This is a genomic window from Arthrobacter sp. UYNi723 (assembly GCF_054057635.1).
In genome coordinates this window covers 109,019-130,632 of the sequence record NZ_JBSRZM010000006.1, presented here as the reverse complement: position 1 = coordinate 130,632, position 21,614 = coordinate 109,019, and the positions used below count along the sequence as shown (strand labels likewise).

The window sequence follows — 21,614 nt, the reverse complement described above, 5'->3', positions numbered from 1 at the left end:
GTGAATCCTTAGGAAGAGAGCGCGAAATGATGAGGATAAGTAGTAACAGACGGGGCTGACATTTCTCAGCCTACCCACTTTACGAAATCCGTTGCCCGGGCGAAACATCTACGGTAAATATCATCCGATCGGCGTACTCCCCCACACGTTCCCCGGCCACCCACCTGCGCGAACGGACACTTGCGGCCCCGGATCCGTGGGGCCTCAAGTGTCCGTTCGCGCCCAGGTTAGCCGTTCGCGCTCAGGTTAGCGACTCGCGGAGGCGAGTTCCGGCGTCGTGCTTTCAGCGTTGGCGTTTGCCTCGTCGCCTGCCCCCGCCCATGGCTCGGCCTCCGGCTGGATGTCAACGGTGCGCCGCAGCGGGCGCTCCTTGATGAACAGGACCGAGATCAGGGCTACCACCGCAACGCCGGCGGAGATCAGGAAGACCTCGGCGGTGGCGTCGCCGTAAGCGGCGCGCATGATCTCGCGGACCGGTGCGGGCATGTCAACGAGGTCCATGCTGGCTCCGGCCGACCCGCCCGCAACCGGGATACCGGCCGCTGCCAGGCCCTGCGTGGCGAGTTCGCTGACCCGGCTGCTGAGGACGGCGCCGAGCACGGACACACCGATCGCGCCGCCCACCGAACGGAAGAAGGCAACAGACGCGCTGGCCGAGCCGATATCTGACGCCCGGACCGTGTTCTGCACTGCCAGGACCAGGTTCTGCATCAGCATGCCGAGGCCCACGCCCAGGATGGCCGTGAAGATCCCGGCCTGCCACAGTTCGGTGGTGTGGTCCATGGTGCCGGCCAGGCCGAGGCCGCCGATCAGCAGGATGGACCCGCCGATCAGGTAGCCCTTCCACTTGCCGGTGCGGCTGATCAGCAGACCGGAAACGACGGAGCCGGTCAGGTTGCCGGCGATCATGGGCAGCGTCAGGAGCCCGGCTTCGGTAGGCGTGGCGCCGCGGGCCACCTGGAAGTACTGGCCCAGGAAGGTGGTTGAACCGAACATCGCGATGCCCACGGCCACTGAAGCAATGATGGCCAAAGCGGTGGTGCGTTCGGAGATGATCTTCAGCGGGATGATGGGCTGCTCCATCTTGGACTCCACCAGCACCAGCAGGGCCAACAAAACCACACCGCCGCCCACCATGGCGGCCGACTGCCAGGAAACCCAGTCGTAGTAGGCAGGGTTTCCGGCGAAGGAAACCCAGATCAGGAGCAGGCTGACGCCGGAGGTCAGCAGGATGGAGCCAAGCCAGTCGATCTTGACGTGGCGTTTGATGTGCTCGATTTTCAGGGTGATCTGGAGCAGGATAAGCGCGACGACGGCGAGCGGCACGCAGACGAAGAAGGTCCAGCGCCAGCCCAGCGGGCTGTCCACGATGAATCCGCCGAGCAGCGGGCCGCCGGCAGTGCCTACCGCCATCACGGCGCCCATGTAGCCGGAGTATTTGCCGCGGTCCCGCGGCGGGATCATGGTGCCGATGATGGCCTGCGCCAGCGCGGTGAGCCCGCCCATGGCCACGCCCTGGATGACGCGGGCCGTGAGCAGCAGCGGGATGGTCTCGGAGAGTCCGGCAATGACGGAGCCGGCCACGAAGATGACAATGCTCAGCTGGACCAGGAGCTTCTTGTTGAAGAGGTCGGACAGCTTGCCCCAGATGGGGGTGGTGACGGCGTTTGCCAGCAGGGCGGCGGTGATCACCCAGGCGAAGTCGGTCTGGGTGCCGTGCAGATCGGACATGATGGTGGGCAGCGCGTTGGCCACGATGGTGCTGCTGAGGATGGCGGTGAAGAACGCCGCGAGGAGCCCGGTCAGGGCTTCCATGATCTGGCGGTGGGTCATCGCCAAGGGGGGTGCGGCCGGTTGGCTCGACATAATCAGTGCTCCTGGAAGGTCTGGTTTGCGGCGGCTGTTGCCATGGTTGAAAGTGCCGGGACTGCATGTTCCCGGGCTGAATGCTTGAGGGACTCCGAGAGTTTCGTCAGAATCCGTGCCGTATCTTCGGCATCCTCCTGGCTCCAGTCGCTGAGGTAATCCTGCAGCGTGGCCGTGCGGCGCTCTTCAATCTTCCGGAGCTTCTCCGCGCCCGCCGGCGACAGGGCAACCAGCTGGGCGCGGCCGTCGTCGGGATCCTGCCGCCGACTGACGTAACCCAGCTCTTCAAGGTCCGCGATATGGCGGCTGAGGACAGGGGCGCTGACTCCGAGCCGCTCCGCCAGCTGGGTGGCGCGTGACTCTCCCTCCCCCACGAACCTGAGCACGCCTTGCAGCGCAACCCCGGTGTCCTGTCCGCGGAAGCTCGCCGCGGCCACGCATCGGACCACCCGCTGGAGGTCGAAGATGCGGTAGACAAGGTCCGCTGCGGTGTCCGGGGCGACTGCCATGGTTGAGCTCTCCTCTTTTATTTGCCTGAGGCAACTATATGCATAAATGGTTGCTTTGGGAAACTAAAGAAGAGGTGGCAGGGGTGAACGGCCCTTAAACGCCAAGCGCGAACTGGCAGCTAACGCCCTCAAATTTGCTTGCAGAGGGTATTAGCTGCCAGTTCGCGCGTGGTTGGTGCTGGGTGTTCAGTCGTCCAGGTGGGTGGGGCCGAACATCTTGAGGAGCGTTTCGACGACGACGACGTTGGGTCCGTCCGCCGCGAAGCCCGCCTTGAGCGCGTCCCCGACATCCTCGGGGGCCACCCGTGTGGCCGGCACGCCGAAAGCTTCGGCGAGCTTGACGAAATCGGGACGCGCAAGCTCGGTGGCCGTGGCCTTCCCGAACGCGCCCACCATGTATTCACGCAGGATGCCGTAGCCGCCGTCGTCCACTATCAGCCAGGTGACCGGGATGTTGTGCTGCTTGGCGGTGGCGAGTTCGGAAATGGAGTACATGGATGAACCGTCACCGGACACGGCGAGGACCCGGCCGGGCTTGCCGACCGTTTCCAGCCCGACGGCGCCGCCGATGGCTGCCGGGAAGCCGTAGCCCAGGCCGCCGGCACCCTGGGCCGAGTGGAACTGGCCCTGCCGTGCATCCCAGCAGCTCCAGCCCCAGTACGCGGAGATGGTCATGTCCCAGAAGGTCTGCATGTCCGCGGGGACGGCTTCGCGGATGTCGGACATGAACTTCAGCTCTTTGCCCAGGTCCTGCGACTCGAGCCTTTCCTTGACCTTGGCGAGCGAGTCCTTCACCAGGTCCTCCGGAGAGGTCCCGTGCCAGCTGCGGGGGGTGCCGACGGGCGCCATCAGGGCCTCGTCGAGGGCGGCGAGCGCCTGGCCGGCGTCGGCACGGATACCCAGGCCGGGGCTGTTCGATTCGAGGACCCGCGGTTCGGCATCGATCTGGATGATGCGGCCGCGCGGAGCGAACGTGAAGTAGTTGGACGTGACCTCACCGAGGGACGAGCCGATGACAATCAGGACGTCGGCATCCTCCAGGAGGTCCGTCATATGCCGGTCCTCGATCCAGGACTGCAGCGAGAGCTCATGGGTCCACGGGAAGGCGCCGTTGCCGCCAGGCGTGCAGATGACCGGCGCCCGCAGCTTTTCGGCAATCGAGAGCAACGACTTTTCGGCCCGGCCCCGCCGCGTACCGCCACCGGCGATGATGGCGGGACGTTCCGCCGTCGACAGCCATTTCACCGCTTCCCGGACCAGCTCCACGCGCGGCGGGTTGTCCGCTGCTTCGGCGAGCGCGTCCTCCACCGGGGGCACCATGATGGGATCCAGCAGCACGTTCTGCGGGATTTCCAGCCAGACCGGGCCCTGCGGCGAGGAGATGGCTTCAGTCCAGGCATCCTGGATGGCCGACGGAATACCGGACGCGTGCTGGATCAGGCGCTGGCTCTTGGTGACGTTCGCGGCCGAGGCCTTCTGGTCATCGAGCTGGTGGAGCATGCCCTTGCGGCGGGCGCCCAGTCCCTCGAGCGGGATCTGGCTGGCCACTACCACCATGGGCACACCCGTGGCGTAGGCCTCCTGCAAGCCGGCGAGTGACGTCAGCGCACCGGGTCCGGTGGACAGGAACAGCACGCCCACTTCGCCGGTGGCGCGGGAGTACCCGTCCGCCGCGAAGGCGCTGTTGTTCTCCACCCGGGAGGACACGAAGTGCAGGTTGCCGCGGCCCATGGCGTCAAACAGGCCGAGCGCGTGCTGGCCCGGGATGCCGAAGACGGTCTTGGCGCCGAGCGCTTCAAGGGTTTCGACGACGAGGTCGCCGCCGTTGCGCTGGCTGGTCCGTCTGTTATCCCGTGCGGGAGCTGCTGCTGTGCCCGGATCGAAATCAATCATGGTGGCTACTCCTTGGTTCCGGCGGCGAAACCGGCAGGTTGGCGGGCTTCTTGGCCGAGAGCTTGGGCGGCGTAGCCGTTGGCGGTCCCGAACCGGTCACCTTCAACAGCATTGTCCGCCATCAGGGTGATCAGTTCATAGGCCACGTGGCTGGCTGCCACGCCGGTGATTTCGGCGTGGTCGTACGCAGGAGCAACCTCGACGACGTCGGCGCCCACCAGGTTCATGCCGCGGAAGCCCCGGATGATCTCCAGGAGTTCGCGGCTGGTGATGCCGCCGGCCTCGGGGGTTCCGGTGCCAGGCGCGTGTGCGGGGTCCAGGACGTCGATGTCCACGGAGATGTAGAGCGGGCGGTTGCCGATCCGGTCGCGGACCTTGGCCACGGTTTCGAGGACGCCCCGGTAGTAGACGTCCGCGGAGGTGACGATGCCGAACCCGAAGCGGTGGTCGTCGTCGAGATCCTTTTTGCCGTAGAGCGGGCCGCGGGTGCCGATGTGGCTGATCGCTTCCGTGTCCAGGATGCCTTCTTCAACGGCGCGGCGGAAAGGTGTGCCGTGGGTGTATTCGGCGCCGAAGTAGGTGTCCCACGTGTCCAGGTGGGCGTCAAAGTGCAGCATGGCAATGGGCCCGCCAGCCCGCTCGGCAGCCGCACGGAGCAGGGGCAGGGCGATGGTGTGGTCCCCGCCGAGCGTCACCAGCTTGCTGCCGGCCGCGGTGAGGTCCAGGGCGTTCTGCTGGATGGTTTCGATGGCTTCGTTGATGTTGAACGGGTTGACCGCCATGTCGCCGGCGTCGGCCACCTGGATGTTTTCGAACGGGCTGACGTCCCAGGCCGGGTTGTAGGGCCGGAGCAGGCGGCTCGCTTCCCGGATGTGGTTGGATCCGAACCGCGCGCCGGGGCGGTACGAAACACCCGAGTCGAAGGGCACTCCCACCACCGTCACGTCAGCCTTGGCCACCTGGTCCAGGCGCGGCAGGCGGGCGTAGGTTGCAGCGCCGGCATAGCGCGGGATACGGGATGAATCGATGGGGCCAAGGTTGCCGTTGGCTTCGATGCGCAGCTCTTTCAAGATGAGCCTCTCCTTCGAGGATTGATCGGCGGGTGTGACTGCCATCATAGCCTGAAGTTTTCTTATGCGCATCAGTTGTTTACAAAACTCTCCTGGCCGGGTTCTCGGTGATCGCTCCCGCCCAGTTGCCTCCGGGGCTGTCCATGCGCCGTCCGCCATCTGGCCCGCCGCGCCGCGGAATCACGGGGCCCTCCGTGGCAGGCAGCCTGCCCGCGGCCCGAGCAACTGGGCAGGAGCGTCGAGCGCAGGCTGGGCGGGTTACCCACATACTGCTTGGTTCGCCTTCCGGAACCAGTTCGGGACGCCTGGAATGACCCCATGGACATCTACGAATTCCTCAAACGGACCGGCGGAGTTGCCCGCACCGCCCAGCTGCTTAGCGCCGGTTACTCCAGGACGGACATCGAACGCTTGACGGCGCGCGGCGTCACCCAGCCCCGCCGTGGCATCTTCCTCACTCCGGACTGCGACCAGGATCTCGCTGCCGCAGTCCGGCACAACGCCCGGCTCACCTGCGCCAGCGCAGCTGACCACTATGGGCTGTGGCTGCGGGACCCGCCAGCCGAACACCACCTGGCCTGCAACCATGGCCACGGCAGAGGCTTCATCCGGCACCGGACCAGCAGGTTCAATCCGCACCCCACACTGCCCCTCGCCGCAGTTGAAGATGTGGTGCTGCATGCCATCGGATGCCTGCCCGCCCCGGCCTCCACGGCAATCGCCACCTCGGCAATCCGACTGCACGGCGTACCGCTCGAGCTTTTGAAGGACCAGCTCGGAGGAGATCGATCCCGTCCCGTGCTGACGGCGCTGCGTGAGCTGGACCTGCGCGCCGAATCCATCGTGGAAGTCGACGCCCAACACCTGTTCCGCGCCAACGGCATCGCGTTTGATGCACAGGTTCAAATTCCGGGAATCGGGCGCGTCGATTTCCTCATCGAGGGTTTTCTGATCGTAGAAGTAGACGGCTTCGCCTTCCACTCGACCAGGAAAGCCCTGCGGCAAGACCTGGCGCGCAACAACGCGTCAACAGTGAATGGCTATGCTGTGCTGCGCTACCCGCCGGAGGTCATCTGGTATCAACCCGAACGCGTTGTGGCAGAGATCCAAGCCGTCATCGCCCTGAAGAGACCGGCGCCGTGACATTCCTGCCCAGTTGCCTAGGCGAGCACCTGAGACGAACCGCTGATTTCCGGGGTCACGCTGGGATTGCCGGTGCGAAGCCAGAAGAAAACGGGCCACAAACTGGGCAGGAACGCACGGAGCGCGCGGCGGAGGGCAGGACCGCCCGCGGCAGAGAGCGGTGGAAGGAAGACCTACCTGCTGGCGGCGGGGACCAGGACCCAGAGAACTTCGACGGCCTCGTCGGTGGGATTGACCCACGTATGCGGTTCGCGGCCCGGGAATGTCACGGTGTCGCCGGTGCTGAGCTCGTATTCCTCGTTGGTCAGGATCAGCCGGATGCGCCCCTTGATCACATGGAGCACATCCACGTCGCAGTCCACGGCGTAAAGCTCAGCCTCGCCGCGGCCATGCGGCTCGATGACGGCCTGGATGATCTGGATGCGCCGTTCGGAACGGGCGGTCAGCAGCCGCTCCACGATGCCTTCGCCGCCCAGGGAGATCCGTGGGCCTTCGTCCCGCTTGGTCAGGTGCGTTTCCGGGGCCACAAACAAGTCGCCGATCGAGATGGACAGGACCTGGCACAGGGTCACCAGGGACGCGACCGACGGCGACGTAAGGTCACGTTCCACGCGGCTAAGGAAGCCCTTGGTCAGGCCGGTGGCGTCGGCAACCTGCTCGATGGTCAGCCGCTGCGACTGCCGGGCGGCACGGATTCGGGAACCGATGGCAACCGGAACGTTGCTCGGCTCAACTGGCAGTGCCTTCATGTGCAGACCTTTCGTGGCCGGCAGTGCGGCCCCATCTCTGGAGCAATCCTAATGGCCAGCCGACCCGCGTGACGTGGCGGACGCCGCGACGAACAACAGATGCTACGGCCGCCCTTGACTGTTGCGTCGGTCACAGCATACGCTTCTTGGCAACAAGTGTTGCCTGTGAGGCAATATTTGAGGAAACTCTTCCTCCCAATTTCCACAAGAGCAGCGGAATACCGGCTTCCCCAGCAGCGCCGCCGGGATTCCAGACACACTGCAGATCAGCTCCAAGGAGCCCCAAATGGACGCTAACTTCGTCAACATCGCCATCGTGGTGGTGTACCTCATCGCCATGCTGGCCTTCGGCTGGTGGGGCAAGTCCCGTACCAAGAACAACAGTGACTTCCTGGTTGCAGGACGACGCCTCGGCCCGCTGCTCTACACCGGCACCATGGCCGCCGTCGTCCTGGGCGGTGCCTCCACCGTCGGCGGTGTCGGCCTGGGCTACAAGTTCGGCATCTCCGGCATGTGGCTGGTGGTCGCCATCGGCGCGGGCGTGCTCCTCCTGAGCCTGCTCTTCGCGGGCACCATCCAGCGGCTGAAGATCTACACGGTCTCCCAGATGCTCAGCCTGCGCTACGGCCAGCGCGCCACCCAGACCTCCGGCATCGTGATGCTGGCCTACACCCTGATGCTCTGCGCCACCTCCACCGGCGCCTACGCCACCATCTTCGTCGTCCTGTTCGACTGGGAGCGCTGGCTCGCCATCGCAGTCGGCGGCGCCATCGTCCTGGTCTACTCCACCATCGGCGGCATGTGGTCCATCACCCTGGCCGACCAGGTGCAGTTCATCATCAAGACCGTAGGCATCTTCGCCCTGATGCTGCCGTTCACGCTCAACGCCGCCGGCGGCTTCGACGGCATCCGCAGCCGCGTTGACGCCAGCTTCTTCCAGCTTGATGGCATCGGGATGCAGACCATCATCACGTACTTCGTGGTCTACACCCTGGGCCTGCTGATCGGCCAGGACATCTGGCAGCGCGTCTTCACCGCCAAGACCCCCACCGTGGCCCGCTGGGGCGGCGCAACGGCCGGCGTCTACTGCATCCTGTACGGCGTCGCCGGTGCCCTGATCGGCCTCGCCGCCCGCGTGGCCCTGCCCGACATCGACGTCGCCAACCTCGGCAAGGACGTTGTCTACGCCGAGGTCGCCACCCAGCTCCTGCCGATCGGCATCGGCGGCCTAGTCATGGCCGCCGCAGTCGCCGCCATGATGTCCACCGCCTCCGGCGCCCTGATCGCAGCCGCCACGGTGGCCCGCGCCGACGTGGTGCCGTTCGTGGCCAGCTGGTTCGGCAAGACGATCAACACCGACGACACCGAAAACCCCGAGCACGACGTCAGGGCCAACCGCTACTGGGTCCTGGGCCTGGGCATCGTAGCCGTACTGATCTCCATGGCGGCGCAGGACGTCGTGGTGGCACTGACCATCGCCTACGACATCCTGGTGGGCGGCCTGCTGGTGGCCATCCTCGGCGGCCTGGTCTGGAAGCGCGGCACCGGCATCGCAGCCGCCTGGTCCATGGCCGTTGGCTCGGTACTGACCCTGGCACTGCTGACCATGTACGCCGTAGGGGTCATCCCCAGCGCTGACGGCGTCTACGCCAACGAACCCATCTACTGGGGCCTCGGCGCCTCGCTGGTTTCCTACATCGTGATCTCGCTGCTCACGCCTCCCACGGACCCCGAGGTCCGCGGGGCCTGGGAGAAGCGGGTCGCGGGAGCGGTCACCGAAGAGCTGCCCATGGAGGCCCACCCGGTCGCCAGCCACCCGACCCACTAATCTCGACAGGCTCGATCACCGGCGGCCACTGAGCCCGCAGCTTCACTGAGTTAAGTACGACGGCGGCATCCCCCTTCGCTTCCCCGCGAACCGGAGTGCCGCCGTCGTTCGTTCTATTCGGTTCCGCGGAACTCGTCCTCATCGAGTGGAACCACGCGCTCCTCGGCGTCGACTGCCACCGGGGGCGTGGGAACCACCACCTTTTCGGCGTCCGGGAATTCGTCCTCGGCGTCCCAGTCGTCCACGCTGATGGGGACGTCCTCGGCGTAGTCGTAAGCGGGATCCGATTCAACAGATTCCAGGTGCGGCATGTCCGGGTGCTGTCCGGTGGTGCTCATGATTCGACCTCCGTTTGTTCGCCTGACGTGCTTTGTTGATAGGCGCCGCCGGTGGGCGCGGGCGGACGCCACTCCTTCATCACAGCACCGCCGTTGAGCCCGGTCAAGAGCCGGCGCAACCCGTCCGGGCACACGCGGCAGACCGCCGAATTTTGAGGGAAACCTAAACTCCGCAGTGAGGGCAGCCAGCCGAAAATCCGCGGAATTCCGCGGTAAGCTGGGCGGTGCAAAGGGGCCGAACCATGCCCATCCAGCACAGGAGCCTTGCGTGTCTCAGCACCCCAATCCCAGCCAAGCCCGGCCCGCGGAATCCATTCCATCCGCGCCGCAGCCCACGCCGGCCGACATCCGCCGGTGGCGCCAGTACTTGGCGGACGAACGGGCAGAGGCCGCCGTCTACCGCGATCTCGCCCAGAACCGCGACGGCGAAGAACGTGCCATCCTGCTGGCCCTCGCCGAAGCCGAGGGGCGGCACGAGGCCCACTGGCTGCGCCTCCTCGGCGACCACGCCCAAAAGTCCCGGCCGGCGTCCCTCCGCAGCCAGTTCCTGGGCTTCCTGGCCCGCCACTTCGGCTCCGTTTTCGTCCTGGCCCTCGCCCAGCGCGCTGAAGGCCGCTCCCCCTACGCCTTGGAACCCAACGCCACGGACGCCATGGCGGCGGACGAACAGATCCATGAGGAAGTGGTCCGAGGCCTGGCAACCCGTGGCCGTAACCGGCTCGCCGGGACGTTCCGTGCCGCCGTTTTTGGCGCCAATGATGGCCTGGTCAGCAACCTTTCGCTCGTGGTGGGCATGGCCGCTTCCGGAGTGGCGAGCGGGGTGGTGCTGCTCAGCGGTGTGGCAGGGCTCCTCGCCGGTGCCATGTCCATGGCCGCGGGCGAGTTTGTCTCCGTGCGGTCCCAGCGCGAGCTCCTGGCAGCCACGCGTCCCACCCAGATCACCCTCGCGGCCGCCCCGAAACTGGACATCGAACACAACGAACTGATGCTCGTCTACCTGGCGCGCGGGATGTCCCACGAAACGGCTGAACACCGTGTGGCCGAACGCATGGGGCTGCTGAGCTGCGACTGCGATCCCAGCCTGTCGCTCCAGCCCGAGCTGCCGGAGGCCGAAGACCAGCACGAGGCCGTGGGCACCGCGTGGGGGGCGGCGCTGTCCAGCTTCTGCTTTTTCGCGTCCGGCGCCGTGGTCCCCATCCTGCCGTTCCTGTTCGGCCTGACCGGGGTGGCCGCCCTGGTAGTGGCCGCGGTGCTGGTGGGGCTGGCGCTGCTGGCCACCGGCGGAATCGTGGGCCTGCTGTCCGGAACGTCGCCGCTGACGCGCGGGCTGCGCCAGCTGGGCATCGGCCTGGGCGCCGCCGCCGTGACCTATGTGCTGGGGCTGGCCTTCGGCACCGTGGTGGGTTAGCAGCCCGCCGTACGCCGGAATAGTCAGCCGCCCAGCACCGCGAGCGCCTCGTCCACACTGTCCACCAGGAAGATCCGGTCCTCCATGGCCCGTCCGGCAGCGAGCCGCCGGAGCATTGGCCACGCGGGATACTCGTGCTCCCAGTGCTGCCGTCCCACCAGCACCATCGGCGTCACGGCTTCGCGGGCGCTGTAGTAGTTCTCGCAGGCGTCCTGGAAAATTTCCTGCACGGTACCGGCCGCTCCCGGCAGGAAGATGATGCCGCCGTCGCACAGTTCCAGCAGGATCGCCTCCCGGATGGCGTTGGCGAAGTACTTGGCGATGTGCGTGGCAAAGTAGTTCGGCGGCTCATGCCCGTAGAACCAGGTGGGGATGCCCAGCGACGGCGTTCCGCCCGGATGGCGTTCGACGACGGCGGCCGCCTCGCGTGCCCACGCGGACACCGAGGGGCGGAAGCCGGGGACGGCTCCAAGGCCGGCGAGCGCCGCCGTGAACTCCGGGTGCGGAACGCGGCTGAGATACGCGCCGAGGTTCGCCGCTTCCATGGCACCCGGGCCGCCGCCGGTTGCCACCATCCGCCCGCTCTGCGCCAGGAGCCTGCCCAGCTCGGCTGCCTGAGCGAAGTCCGGGGTTCCCCGCAGGACGGCATGCCCGCCCATCACGCCCACGGTCGTGCGGCCGGCGTAGGGGTCCGAGTGAGTGAACTCGTCCAAGGCGTCGCCGATGGCGTGGTCATGCAGCGCCGAGGCCAGTGTGGCGTCCAGCCGGTTGCGTTGCCCCGGGCGGATGCTCCACTGATACACCAGGGCGTCAGGCAGCTCCTCATAGGGTGAGTTTTCCAGGCCGGCGTACAGTTCCTGCGGTGTATAGAGCCGGGCCCGGTAGGGATCGAACGGCACACCCTGCAGCCTGGGGAAGATTAGTGCGCCGCGGCGACGAAGCCCGTCTTCAACGCCCTGGTCGAAGGTGCAGCCCAGGAAAATGGCACCCTCCACGTCCAGGGTTTCCAGCGCCGCGTTCCGGCCGCGCAGGTCCAGGGACTGGGCGTGCCAGCCGTGCATGGCCACCGCGCCGGCGGCGAGCAGCCGGTCGAAGGCGTCCAGGCTCTCAACCTCTAGGGTCCGCGGGCTGGGGACCAGGCCGCCGTAGGGGTTCACGCCACGGACCTAGCCTGCCAGTCCGGCCGCGCCGGTGACGTGCTGTTCCAGCCGGGCCAGCGTCTTTTCGATGCTGACGGGGTGGCGGCGCAGGTATCCTGCCAGCCGAAGGAAAAACTTCCCACGGACCGCAGTGGCGTCCCATTGTTCGGTGACGCGCGTGCCGGCAGTACCGTCGGCGCCGGTGGCCGGTTCCAGGATGTAGCGCCAGATGTGGCCATAGAAATGGCGCCAGGCAATGCGCCTGCCTTCCTCGAATTCGGAGACCGTGTTCAGGATTTTGTAGTCCACGGCCATGTTCATTTCCATGCCAAAGCGGGCTCCGAGGCTCAGCCGTTCCGGGCCGCGCGGCTGGGCGCCCTTCACGGTGCCGGAACCGTCGATCGCACTGTGGAGCGCCGGCGTGGCCAGCACTTCAAAGATCACGTCGGGCGGGGCAGCGATGAAGCGTTGACGGGACACGAGGTATCGGTTGTTCATCCCCCCAGCCTAGGACTATGTGCACGAATGGCGGTGCGCCCGCCAGTGGCAGCCTTGACCGCCAAAATTCGGCTGATATTATCAATTAAGGCAGTATGTCCTATCAAGCGAACATACTAGGACATGGATGCCCTCCCGGGCCTCGGGCGGGCACCAGCTTCCGGCATGGAACGAGGAATATTTAGTGGCGAATCAACTTGGTCTCATCATCGACCGTTCCTCGCCGGTGCCCCTGTACCACCAGGTGGTACAGGGTATCGAGGCTGCCATTCACAGCGGAATCCTGGAACCCGGCAGCCGGCTGGAAAACGAAATCGATCTCGCGGCCCAGCTGAACCTGTCCCGGCCCACCATGCGCAAAGCCATGGATGAACTGGTCCGCTCGGGGCTGCTGGTCCGCAAGCGCGGCGTGGGCACCCAGGTGGTCTCCAGCCAGGTCCGCCGCCCCCTGGAGCTCTCCAGCCTGTTCGATGACCTCTCCAATAACGGCAAGAAGCCCACCACCCAGGTGTTGACCTTCTCCCACGTGGAGGCCGACGCAGCGACGCTCGCCACCCTCGAATTGCCTGCCGGCTCCAAGGTCTACCACTTCACCCGCCTGCGGAAAGTGGGCGGCAAGCCCCTTGCCCTGATGGAGAACTGGGTCCGGGACGACATCGCGAGCATGGACGAAGCCATGCTCGCCGCTGAGGGCCTCTACGCCATTCTCCGCCGCGGCGGCGTCAACTTCCGCCTGGCCTCGCAAAGAATCGGCGCGATGATCGCCAACGACTACCAGGCGCGCCTGCTGGAGGCCGAGGTCAGTTCCGCCCTGGTCACCATGGAGCGCACCGCAACAGACGACGCCGGCCGACGGGTGGAAACCGGACACCACGTGTACCGGGCGGATTCGTACAGCTTTGAAATGACACTCGTACAGCGATAGCGCAAGGAATACATCAATGACTAACTGGGTCTACCCACTGGGAACCGCCAACGACGGCGACTGGGATATCTCGCTCGGAACCTCCGATTCAACCCTGGCCGTGGATGGCTGGGCCCATACGGGCCTGAAGGTGGCTACCTTAACTGCAGGGGCCGACGTCGTTCTCCCGGCAGCGGACGAGGAGCGGATTGTGGTTCCCCTCAACGGCTCCTTCACCGTCTCCGTCGACGGTGAAGACTATGTCCTGAAGGGGCGGGCGTCCGTGTTCCACGGCCCCAGCGACGTGCTGTACTCGGGCACGGGCCGGACCGTCAGCATCAGCTCGTCCGACGGCGGACGGGTGGCGGTCGCCACCGCACCGGCAAAGGCCTCCTATCCCACGCGCCTGGTCACGGCGGCGGAGACACCTGTGGAACTGCGCGGGGCCGGCAATTGCTCCCGCCAGGTCCATAACTTCGGCACGCCGGCGGCCCTTGAGGCTGACCGTTTCATCGTGTGTGAAGTCCTGACCCCCGCCGGGAACTGGTCCTCCTACCCTCCGCACAAGCACGATGAGGAAAAGGACGGCGAAACGAACCTCGAGGAGATCTATTACTTCGAGACGCAGGTGGCTGCGGGCTCCGGCGCACCCGCCGACGCCGACGCCATCGGCTACCAGCGCGTCTACGCCTCGGATGAGCGTCCCATCGACGTTGCCGCCGAGGTCCGCACGGGCGACGTTGTGCTGGTCCCCTACGGGTGGCATGGCCCCGCCATGGCGGCCCCGGGCTACGACCTGTACTACCTGAACGTGATGGCCGGACCCGGCCCGGTCCGCGAATGGCTCATCAGCGACGACCCGCACCACGGCTGGGTCCGCCAAAGCTGGGACGGCCAGGACATCGATCCCCGGCTGCCGTTCGGCGCTTAGAGAGCAAGCGCTAGAGATCAAGAAAATGCCCCTCCGGAACGGATTCCGGAGGGGCATTTTTCATGGCAGCGGTATGCTCACCTGGCTAGGCTGATGGCCACCCTGACGGGGACGCCTGTGGCCAGTGATTCCTGGGCGGCGTCCGCCACGCGGGAGGCGGCCACGGCGTCCTCCGGGGTGCACGGATTCTCCCGGCGGCCCAGGATCAGCTCCACAAACGCGGCCATTTCGGATCGGTACGCCTGGTCGAAGCGTTCGGCGAAGGTCCTGTGGGGTTCTCCGGCGGGGAAATCAATCACGGCTTCGGCCGACGCCATGGCCGTGTGCTCATCGAGCCCAACCATCAGCGAACGGCTGGAGCCTTGGATTTCCAGGCGGACGTCGTGGCCGGCGCCGTTGTAGCGGGTGGCTGAGACGGTACCGACCGTGCCGTCGTCGAACGTGATCAGTGCCAGCGCCGTGTCCACGTCTCCCACTGCGCCGATGGCCGGGTCTCCGTTGTTGGAGCCCTTGGCGTAGACCTCCACGATCTCGCGGCCGGTCAGCCAGCGGAGGATGTCGAAGTCGTGGACGGAGCAGTCGCGGAACAGGCCGCCGGAACTGGCGAGGAACTCCACGGGCGGCGGCGCCATGTCGCAGGTGACGGCGCGCAGGGAGTGGATCCAGCCCAGCTCGCCCGCTTGGTAGGCACGCTTGGCCTCAAGGTAGCCGCGGTCAAAGCGGCGCTGGTGGCCGATCTGCACCACGCCGTTGTTGTCGCGGATGTAGTCCAGCACCGGCAGGGCGTCCGCCACGTTCATGGCCACCGGCTTTTCGCAGAAGACCGGGATTCCGGCGTCCACTCCCGCCTTGATCAGTTCGGGGTGGGTTGCGGTCCCCGTGGCGATGACGAGTCCGTCCACGCCGGCGGCGATGAGGTCCTCCACCGAGGGCAGGAAGCCGGCACCGAGGCCGGCCGCAATGCCCTTGGCGTGGTCCTCGGCGACGTCGGTGAGCAGAAGCCTGACGTTGATGCCCTCCGGGTTGAGAACTCCGTTGAGCGCGGCGATGTTGTTCGCGTGCATCACGCCGATGCGCCCCACTCCGACCAGACCGAGAATGACGTCCTTCATAGTTCCCTCGCATGCAGTAGCGGCCCCGGAATCCGGGCAGACAAACAATGTTGGAACGTTCCATCATTGTCTTGCTAGAGTAGGTGAATCCGCATTCGGAGTCAAGACTTTGTATTAACAAACTGGAGGACGCTGTGACTGCCCCTGAACGCAAACGCGCGGCCACCATCCTGGACGTGGCCGCCGCCGCGGGTGTGTCCAAATCGGTGGTGTCCCTCGTGCTGCGTGGTACGGGCTACGTCAGCGCGGCCAAGCGCACCGCCGTCGAGCATGCTGTCCTGGAACTCGGCTACCGGCCGAACGCGGCCGCCCGGGCCCTCGGCGAATCGCGGAGCCGCACCGTGGGCGTGGTACTCAACGACATGCGGAACCCCTGGTTCGTCAGCGCGGTGGAAGGGCTCAACAGCACCCTCAACGAGCGCGGCCTGCAGATGCTGATGGGCGACTTCCGCCTGGACAGCCGCAGCGGCGAATCCCTGCTGAAGAAACTTCTGGAGATGAACATCGAGGCCCTGGTGCTGGTGGGGACCATGCCGGAGAGCCCCGGCCTGACGGCAGCAGCCTTGCAGGTGCCAACCATCGCGCTGGGAGCGCCCACCGGCCCGGGTGCCAACGTCACCGTCGTGACCAACGACGACGACGCCGGGGCGCGCCTCGCGGTGGCTCACCTGATTGCGCTGGGGCACCGCCGCATCGCCCATGTGGGGGCACCGGCCACCGCAGTCGGGATTGCCCGCCGTCGGGGGTATGAGGCTGAGATGAGGGCCGCCGGCCTGGCGGAGTTCATCCGGACGGTGCCGGGAGACCTGAGCGAAGAGGGCGGCCACCGTGCCGCCCTCGAGCTGCTGTCAGGTGGCGACCGGCCCACAGCGGTGTTCGCTGTCAACGACATGGCGGCACTGGGGGTCCTCTCGGCTGCCGAGGAATGCGGGCTCGCCGTTCCTGCCGATCTTTCGGTGGCAGGCTACGACAACACCCCGCTGGCGCGGTTGCGCCGGATCAGCCTGACTTCCGTGGACACGGCCAGTTTTGCCGCAGGGCAGCGGGCGGCCGAACTCCTGATCGCACGGCTGGAGCCCGGTAGCACGCTGCCCCCAGACGAACTGTTGGTGCCGACGCTGGAAGTGAGGGGCAGCACCGCCGCCCCTCACGCCTGAACGGCACGCCTATGCCGAGGCGATCTGGACGCTGGCGTCCTGCACCGTGAACGCCGCCCGGAAGGCCGCCAGGGCTTCCTCGTCGTCACCGCTGGCCCAGGCTTCCATACCCACCGTCCCCTTGTAGCCTGCGTCGGCGAGCGCCCTGGCCACGGCCCGGTAGTTGATCTCCCCGGTTCCGGGTTCGCACCGCCCCGGGACGTCGGCCACCTGGACTTCGCCGATGTGCGGCAGGGCGGTCCGTACAAGTTCGATGAGGTTCCCCTCCCCCAGCTGTGCGTGGTACAGGTCCAGCATGAGCTTCACGTTGGGGTGCCCGGCTGCTTCCACGAGCGCCAGGGTGTCCTTGGCACGGGCGAGCGGGATGCCGGGGTGGTCCAGGATCGTGTTGAGGTTCTCCAGGCAGAACGTCACGCCGTATTTCCCGCCCAGCCTGCCCAGCCGTTCCAGGGTCCGCGCCCCGGTGCTCCACATGCGGCCGGTGGACCGGTAGAGGGGGCGGGCCGCCTGGCCATCGATGAGCTCCGCGGAGTGCACCACCATGCGGCTGACGCCGAGCTCCAGAGCGGTCGGGATCAGCGACTCGGCCGTCCGCACCACGTCGTCGGCGGTGTCGGGGTCCACCACGCTTCCGGAGGTGTACCCGGTCATGGAGGAGAACACCGCGCCGGTGGCCTTGAGCGCGGCCAGGTCCTTGCCCCTGGAGTCCCACATCTCGACGTCGAATCCGGCTTCGTGGATCCGCTGCACCCGTTCCACAAACGGCAGGTCCGTGAAGACCATTTCCGCGCAGACGGCCAGCCGCATCAGACGCCGGCCCTGGCGTCGTCACGGAGCGCCACAGGGGCTGCGGCCACAGCCACCGGGCCGCCCTGTTTGACCGATTCGATGCACGCCAGCGCCATGGCCAGCGCGCGGCGGGCGTCTGCGGCGCCGGGGGTGAGGGTGAAAGCGCCCGACGGCGGCGGTGTGCCGTCCCGCTGCGCACGAACCGTGGCGGCGAAATCGGCGAGTTCATCCGTGTAGGCCTGCCGGAAGAGTTCCACGTTGAGGCGAGGGGTGTCCGCGGACAGTCCGCCGGCGGTGTACCTGCGTGCGGCGGTTTCCGTGGCACGGCCGGCCTGGACCATGCCCTTGGAACCGAAAACCTCTCCGCGGATGTCGTAGCCATAGAGGGCACTGAAGTTTGCTTCCGCCACGGCGATGGCGCCGTTGCTGTAACGGATGGTCACCACCGCGGTGTCCAGGAAACCCTGATCGCGCAGCTCCGGTTCCACGAGGGCGTCGGCCACGGCATAGACCTCCACCGGCTCGGCGCCTTCGTTGAACCAGTTGAGGGTATCGAAATCGTGGATGAGGGTCTCCAGGAAGATGGTCCAGGCCGGGACCCTGGCCGCGTTCGGGATGCTGCCGGTCCCGGGGTCGCGTGTCAGCGAGCGCAGGAGCTGCGGCTGGCCGGCGATGCCCGCGGCGAGGTCCCTCTTGGCGGTCTGAAAGTCTTCCGCGTAGCGGCGGTTGAAGCCAATCTGGAAATGCACTCCGGCGGCCTCCACGGCGGCCAGCGCGGCGTCGAGTTCGTCCAGGCCTTGGCCCGCGGGCTTCTCGCAGAAGACGTGCTTGCCCGCGGCGGCAGCCTGGGTGATCAGGGCGGAGTGGAAGCGGGCCGGGCTCGCGATGACCACGGCGTCGATCTCCGGATCGGCCAGGATGTCTGCGGCGTCGGCCGTGACCTTTCCGGTGCCCAGCGATTGGGCAAGGGCCTGCGCGGATTCCACATTGGGGTCGGCGATGGCCGCCAGGATAGCGCCGGGGACGCGGCGGGCAATGCTTTCGGCATGGAACGCCCCCATCCAGCCGGAGCCGATGAGCCCGACCTTCACGAGTGCGGAGAGTCCTGCGGAATGCTGTTCGATGTAGGCCATTGGGCCCGTCCTTTCGATGGTCAGAACAGATAATGAATCAGGGGCGGGCGGTTTCCTCGCCGGGGAACGCACTTTCGCCCGGGAACACCACGCCCAGCTGGCGACGGATTGCATCGGCGATCTCCAAAGTGCGGATGGAGGCTGCCAGGGTCCGCTGGCCGGCCTGCGTCTGGCCTGCGTCCACGGCACGGGCCACGGCCGTTGCCTCGTAGTGCAGTCCTTCGAAGTGGCCGCCGGACGGTTCGTCATGGCGCAGCCGGGTCCCGTCCGGGAAGCGGACCTCGAAGCCACCGGGCATGTTGAAGGGACCGTCGATAGTCAGCGTGGCTTGGGAACCGACGATAGTGGCGGAAGTGGGCGTGAAGTTGTGCACGTGTGTGTTCACCACGGCCTGCGCGCCGCCGGCGAACTGCATGATGGCGGACAGCTGGGCGTTGACCCCGGATTCGTGGGGCTGGCCGATCGCATGCAGCTCTTCCGGCAGACCCAGGACCTCGGTGACCAGGGCCAGCGGGTACGTGCCGAGGTCCAGCAGCGGGCCGCCGGCCAGCGCGGGATCGAAGATCCTGTGGCTGCGTTCGAAGTGTTCGCCGTATTCGGCAAAAACCGTGGTAACGGTGCCCAGGGTCCCGGCGTCGAGGATCTGCCGGATCACGTCGAACTTGGGCAGGAAGAAACTCCACATGGCCTCGGCGGCGAACACCCCGGCGGCCTCGGCCCGCTTGGCGATGTCCCGGGCCTGCGCCGCGTTGAGGCCGATCGGCTTCTCGACCAGCACGTGTTTGCCGGCGTCGAGGGCGAGCACCGCGGCCTTGTGGTGGAAGTTGTGTGGCGTGCAGACGTAGACGATGTCGATGTCCGGGGCGGCGGCCAGCTCCTCGTAGCTGCCGTAGGCCGCGGGCACGTCGAAAGCGTCCGCGAATGCCTTGGACCGGCTGAGCGAACGTGACCCGACAGCGGCGATCACCTGGTCCGTGTGCGCCTGGACGGATTCGGTGAAGCGTTCGGCGATCCAGCCGGGTCCCATGATCCCCCAGCGCAACACCGGGGCATCCCGCGGACCGGGCACGCGGGAGACGGGCAGGGCGGAGATGCTCACGAGTAGCTCACTTTCGTGTAGGCACCGTCGCTGTGCAGGGACTGGATCATGGCTTGGGCCACGAGCGAGGCGTTGAGGCCATCCTGCGCCCCGGCCAAGGGTGGTTGTTCCCCCTGGGCCAACGCTGAGATCCAGGCCTGCAGCTGCAGCCGGTACGCGTCGGCAAAGCGCGGGCGCCAGTCCGCGGGGATTCCTGTCCGGCCGATGCCGTCCTGCCGGATGCCCAGCAGCGCGGATTCCTTCAGGCCAGTGGTGCCAAGTTCCGAGACAACCTCGCAGCTGGTGGTGTAGCCGTACCGGGCGTTCAGGAACAGCTCCAGCGTGGTCACCGTCCCGTCGGCGGTGCGGAGCATCATGAAGGCCGGGTCCTGCAGCCCGCTTTCGGCATGGCGTGAGCTCCGCCCGGCCTGCCATGACACCTCCATGATGTGCGAGTCCAGCAACCAAGGAATGATGTCCAGCTCATGGATGACCGAATTCGTGATGGCCGATTCCGAGGTGGTGCCGGGGCCCGCAGCGGCGTTGCGGCTGGTGCAGTGGACCATCAGGGGCTCACCTTGGACCCGGTCCTGCACGGACTGGCGCAGGGCCACGTAGCCGGGGTCGAAGCGCCGCATAAAGCCCAGTGAGAGCAGGGATGCTCCGGTGGCGGCCACGATATCGGCGTCCGCCGCTACCACCTCGAGGCTTTCCAGGAGTGTGGGTGCCAGCGGCTTTTCGCACAACACCGGGGTCATCGCCTCGAAGCATTCCAGCACCAGCCCGGCGTGGGTGGCGTCGTGGGAGGCAACCACGACGGCGTCCACCTCGCTGGAGTTGATCAGCTCGGAGGGATCGGTGGTGATGCGGGCGGCCGGAGGTGCAGCTGCCGCGGCACGGCCGGCGTCGAGGTCTGCCACAAAGGTGACCTCGGCACCGCCGATAGTGGTGGAGAGGTTCCTGATGTGGTCGGCGCCCATGATTCCGGCGCCGATGACGCCTACCCGGATCGGCATGTTGGTCCTGTCCTGTCCATCGCGATTCTGTACGTCGCGGTTCTGTACGTCGTTTAATGGCTGCCCATGGCAAGACAGGGGCCCGCCGGCAGTCCGCCGAAGGGCCCCTTCCGCCGGCGCTGCTAGGCGTGTCTTGGGGCGCCTGCCTGCACGGCGTCGGCAACGTCCGCCACTTCGGCTTTGACTTCCTTGAGGGCTTCGCTGTGGCCGCCGAGTTGTTCGAGCTCGTGCGCGAGTTCGGCGAGTTCGGCGCCGCCTGCCATCTGGGCGGTCAGCTCATCGAGGGTGATGTCCTTCTTGTCGTAGTAGCCGATCGACTTACCGCGCTTGAGCAGCAGGAACCGGTCCCCGACAGGGAAGGCGTGGTGCGGGTTGTGGGTGATGAAGATGACGCCCAGGCCGCGGTCGCGGGCCTGCAGGATGTACCGCAAAACCACACCGGACTGCTTCACCCCGAGTGCCGCCGTCGGCTCGTCCAGAATCAGGACCTTGGCACCGAAGTACACGGCGCGGGCGATCGCCACACACTGGCGCTCACCGCCGGAGAGCTGGCCGATGGGCTGCTCCACGTCGCGGAGGTCGATTCCCATCTCGGCGAGTTCCTTGAGCGTGATGGCCTTCATCTTCTCGACGTCCAGGCTCTTGAACGGGCCAAAGCCCGAAGTCAGCTCCGAGCCGAGGAAGAAGTTCCGCCAGATCGGCATCAGGGGCACCACCGCGAGGTCCTGGTAGACCGTGGCGATTCCGACGTCGAGGGCGTCACGGGGCGAGGTGAACTTCCGTTCCTCGCCCATGATGTTCAGGACCCCGGCGTCGTGCTGGTGCAGGCCGGCGATGATCTTGATCAGAGTGGACTTCCCCGCGCCGTTGTCGCCCAGCACGCAGGTGACGCGGCCGTTGTCGACGGCCATCGTGACATCGCTCAGGGCGATTATGTTGCCGTAGTGCTTGCCGACACCCTCGAGGGAGAGCAGGTGCACGGGAGTGTGCGTGAGGGGATCTTTTTCGTTCTGGAGCAGCGTTTGCTGGTCGATCTGTTTGGCATTCATTTCT

20 protein-coding genes are annotated in these 21,614 nt (G+C 66.6%); 6 read left to right on the top strand and 14 right to left on the bottom strand.

Annotated features, from left to right (window positions below; translation table 11 throughout):
• Positions 1 to 246 precede the first annotated feature (246 nt).
• The 4 genes from ACVWY0_RS07055 to speB all read right to left on the bottom strand — a co-directional run bounded on the left by ACVWY0_RS07055 (position 247) and on the right by speB (position 5,338).
• Positions 247 to 1,866 carry an MFS transporter gene (locus tag ACVWY0_RS07055; protein ID WP_485836055.1) on the bottom strand — a complete coding sequence of 540 codons (1,620 nt, stop codon included), beginning with the start codon at positions 1,864 to 1,866 and terminating at the stop codon, positions 247 to 249.
• A 2-nt stretch (positions 1,867 to 1,868) separates the two neighbouring features.
• A complete protein-coding gene (locus tag ACVWY0_RS07050; protein ID WP_485836054.1) occupies positions 1,869 to 2,375 on the bottom strand; it encodes a MarR family winged helix-turn-helix transcriptional regulator in 507 nt (168 codons plus the stop codon).
• Between the two features lie 186 nt (positions 2,376 to 2,561).
• On the bottom strand, positions 2,562 to 4,268 hold the full coding sequence (locus tag ACVWY0_RS07045) for a thiamine pyrophosphate-binding protein (RefSeq protein ID WP_485836053.1): 1,707 nt from the start codon (positions 4,266 to 4,268) through the stop codon (positions 2,562 to 2,564).
• A 5-nt stretch (positions 4,269 to 4,273) separates the two neighbouring features.
• Positions 4,274 to 5,338: an agmatinase gene (gene speB / locus ACVWY0_RS07040; RefSeq protein WP_485836052.1), complete on the bottom strand. Its 1,065-nt coding sequence runs from the start codon at positions 5,336 to 5,338 to the stop codon at positions 4,274 to 4,276.
• A 318-nt stretch (positions 5,339 to 5,656) separates the two neighbouring features.
• Here speB and ACVWY0_RS07035 point away from each other — a divergent pair, with 318 nt between their 5' ends.
• Positions 5,657 to 6,481 carry a DUF559 domain-containing protein gene (locus ACVWY0_RS07035; RefSeq protein WP_485836051.1) on the top strand — a complete coding sequence of 275 codons (825 nt, stop codon included), beginning with the start codon at positions 5,657 to 5,659 and terminating at the stop codon, positions 6,479 to 6,481.
• 173 nt (positions 6,482 to 6,654) lie between these two features.
• Here the strand turns inward: ACVWY0_RS07035 and ACVWY0_RS07030 are convergent, their stop codons facing one another.
• Positions 6,655 to 7,230 carry a helix-turn-helix domain-containing protein gene (locus tag ACVWY0_RS07030; protein ID WP_058929916.1) on the bottom strand — a complete coding sequence of 192 codons (576 nt, stop codon included), beginning with the start codon at positions 7,228 to 7,230 and terminating at the stop codon, positions 6,655 to 6,657.
• A 286-nt stretch (positions 7,231 to 7,516) separates the two neighbouring features.
• Here ACVWY0_RS07030 and ACVWY0_RS07025 point away from each other — a divergent pair, with 286 nt between their 5' ends.
• Positions 7,517 to 9,058: a sodium:solute symporter family protein gene (locus ACVWY0_RS07025; protein ID WP_485836050.1), complete on the top strand. Its 1,542-nt coding sequence runs from the start codon at positions 7,517 to 7,519 to the stop codon at positions 9,056 to 9,058.
• Between the two features lie 113 nt (positions 9,059 to 9,171).
• On the opposite strand, the gene ACVWY0_RS07020 is transcribed toward ACVWY0_RS07025, so the two are convergent.
• Positions 9,172 to 9,396 (bottom strand): hypothetical protein, encoded by a 225-nt coding sequence (locus ACVWY0_RS07020; protein WP_485836049.1) that lies wholly within the window; start codon positions 9,394 to 9,396, stop codon positions 9,172 to 9,174.
• A 268-nt stretch (positions 9,397 to 9,664) separates the two neighbouring features.
• On the opposite strand from ACVWY0_RS07020, the gene ACVWY0_RS07015 reads away from it, so the two are divergent.
• On the top strand, positions 9,665 to 10,804 hold the full coding sequence (locus tag ACVWY0_RS07015) for a VIT1/CCC1 transporter family protein (RefSeq protein WP_485836048.1): 1,140 nt from the start codon (positions 9,665 to 9,667) through the stop codon (positions 10,802 to 10,804).
• A gap of 23 nt (positions 10,805 to 10,827) precedes the next feature.
• On the opposite strand, the gene ACVWY0_RS07010 is transcribed toward ACVWY0_RS07015, so the two are convergent.
• Together ACVWY0_RS07010 and ACVWY0_RS07005 are read right to left on the bottom strand one after the other, a co-directional pair.
• Complete coding sequence (locus tag ACVWY0_RS07010) at positions 10,828 to 11,961, bottom strand: LOG family protein (protein ID WP_485836047.1); 1,134 nt, start codon at positions 11,959 to 11,961, stop codon at positions 10,828 to 10,830.
• Positions 11,962 to 11,970: 9 nt separating this feature from the next.
• Complete coding sequence (locus ACVWY0_RS07005) at positions 11,971 to 12,441, bottom strand: SRPBCC family protein (RefSeq protein ID WP_485836046.1); 471 nt, start codon at positions 12,439 to 12,441, stop codon at positions 11,971 to 11,973.
• A 184-nt stretch (positions 12,442 to 12,625) separates the two neighbouring features.
• Between ACVWY0_RS07005 and ACVWY0_RS07000 the strand changes: the two genes are divergently transcribed.
• Both ACVWY0_RS07000 and iolB read left to right on the top strand, forming a co-directional pair.
• Positions 12,626 to 13,366, top strand: a complete 741-nt coding sequence (locus tag ACVWY0_RS07000; RefSeq protein WP_252563916.1) for a GntR family transcriptional regulator — start codon at positions 12,626 to 12,628, stop codon at positions 13,364 to 13,366.
• 16 nt (positions 13,367 to 13,382) lie between these two features.
• Entirely contained in the window at positions 13,383 to 14,276 is an 894-nt protein-coding gene (gene iolB, locus ACVWY0_RS06995; RefSeq protein WP_485836045.1) for a 5-deoxy-glucuronate isomerase, read from the top strand.
• A gap of 77 nt (positions 14,277 to 14,353) precedes the next feature.
• On the opposite strand, the gene ACVWY0_RS06990 is transcribed toward iolB, so the two are convergent.
• Positions 14,354 to 15,388 (bottom strand): Gfo/Idh/MocA family protein, encoded by a 1,035-nt coding sequence (locus ACVWY0_RS06990; RefSeq protein WP_485836044.1) that lies wholly within the window; start codon positions 15,386 to 15,388, stop codon positions 14,354 to 14,356.
• 134 nt (positions 15,389 to 15,522) lie between these two features.
• On the opposite strand from ACVWY0_RS06990, the gene ACVWY0_RS06985 reads away from it, so the two are divergent.
• Positions 15,523 to 16,545, top strand: a complete 1,023-nt coding sequence (locus ACVWY0_RS06985; protein WP_485836043.1) for a LacI family DNA-binding transcriptional regulator — start codon at positions 15,523 to 15,525, stop codon at positions 16,543 to 16,545.
• Positions 16,546 to 16,554: 9 nt separating this feature from the next.
• On the opposite strand, the gene ACVWY0_RS06980 is transcribed toward ACVWY0_RS06985, so the two are convergent.
• From ACVWY0_RS06980 to ACVWY0_RS06960, 5 genes are all read right to left on the bottom strand, one after another.
• A complete protein-coding gene (locus tag ACVWY0_RS06980; protein WP_485836042.1) occupies positions 16,555 to 17,352 on the bottom strand; it encodes a TIM barrel protein in 798 nt (265 codons plus the stop codon).
• Positions 17,352 to 18,467, bottom strand: coding sequence for a Gfo/Idh/MocA family oxidoreductase (locus ACVWY0_RS06975; protein ID WP_485836041.1), 1,116 nt, complete (start codon positions 18,465 to 18,467; stop codon positions 17,352 to 17,354). The genes ACVWY0_RS06980 and ACVWY0_RS06975 overlap by 1 nt, the downstream gene beginning before the upstream one ends.
• 37 nt (positions 18,468 to 18,504) lie before the next feature.
• Positions 18,505 to 19,566 (bottom strand): Gfo/Idh/MocA family protein, encoded by a 1,062-nt coding sequence (locus ACVWY0_RS06970; protein WP_485836040.1) that lies wholly within the window; start codon positions 19,564 to 19,566, stop codon positions 18,505 to 18,507.
• A complete protein-coding gene (locus ACVWY0_RS06965) occupies positions 19,563 to 20,561 on the bottom strand; it encodes a Gfo/Idh/MocA family oxidoreductase (RefSeq protein WP_485836039.1) in 999 nt (332 codons plus the stop codon). Before ACVWY0_RS06965 ends, ACVWY0_RS06970 begins: the two co-directional genes overlap by 4 nt.
• A 122-nt stretch (positions 20,562 to 20,683) precedes the next feature.
• Positions 20,684 to 21,610 carry an ATP-binding cassette domain-containing protein gene (locus ACVWY0_RS06960; RefSeq protein WP_485836038.1) on the bottom strand — a complete coding sequence of 309 codons (927 nt, stop codon included), beginning with the start codon at positions 21,608 to 21,610 and terminating at the stop codon, positions 20,684 to 20,686.
• Positions 21,611 to 21,614: the final 4 nt, after the last annotated feature.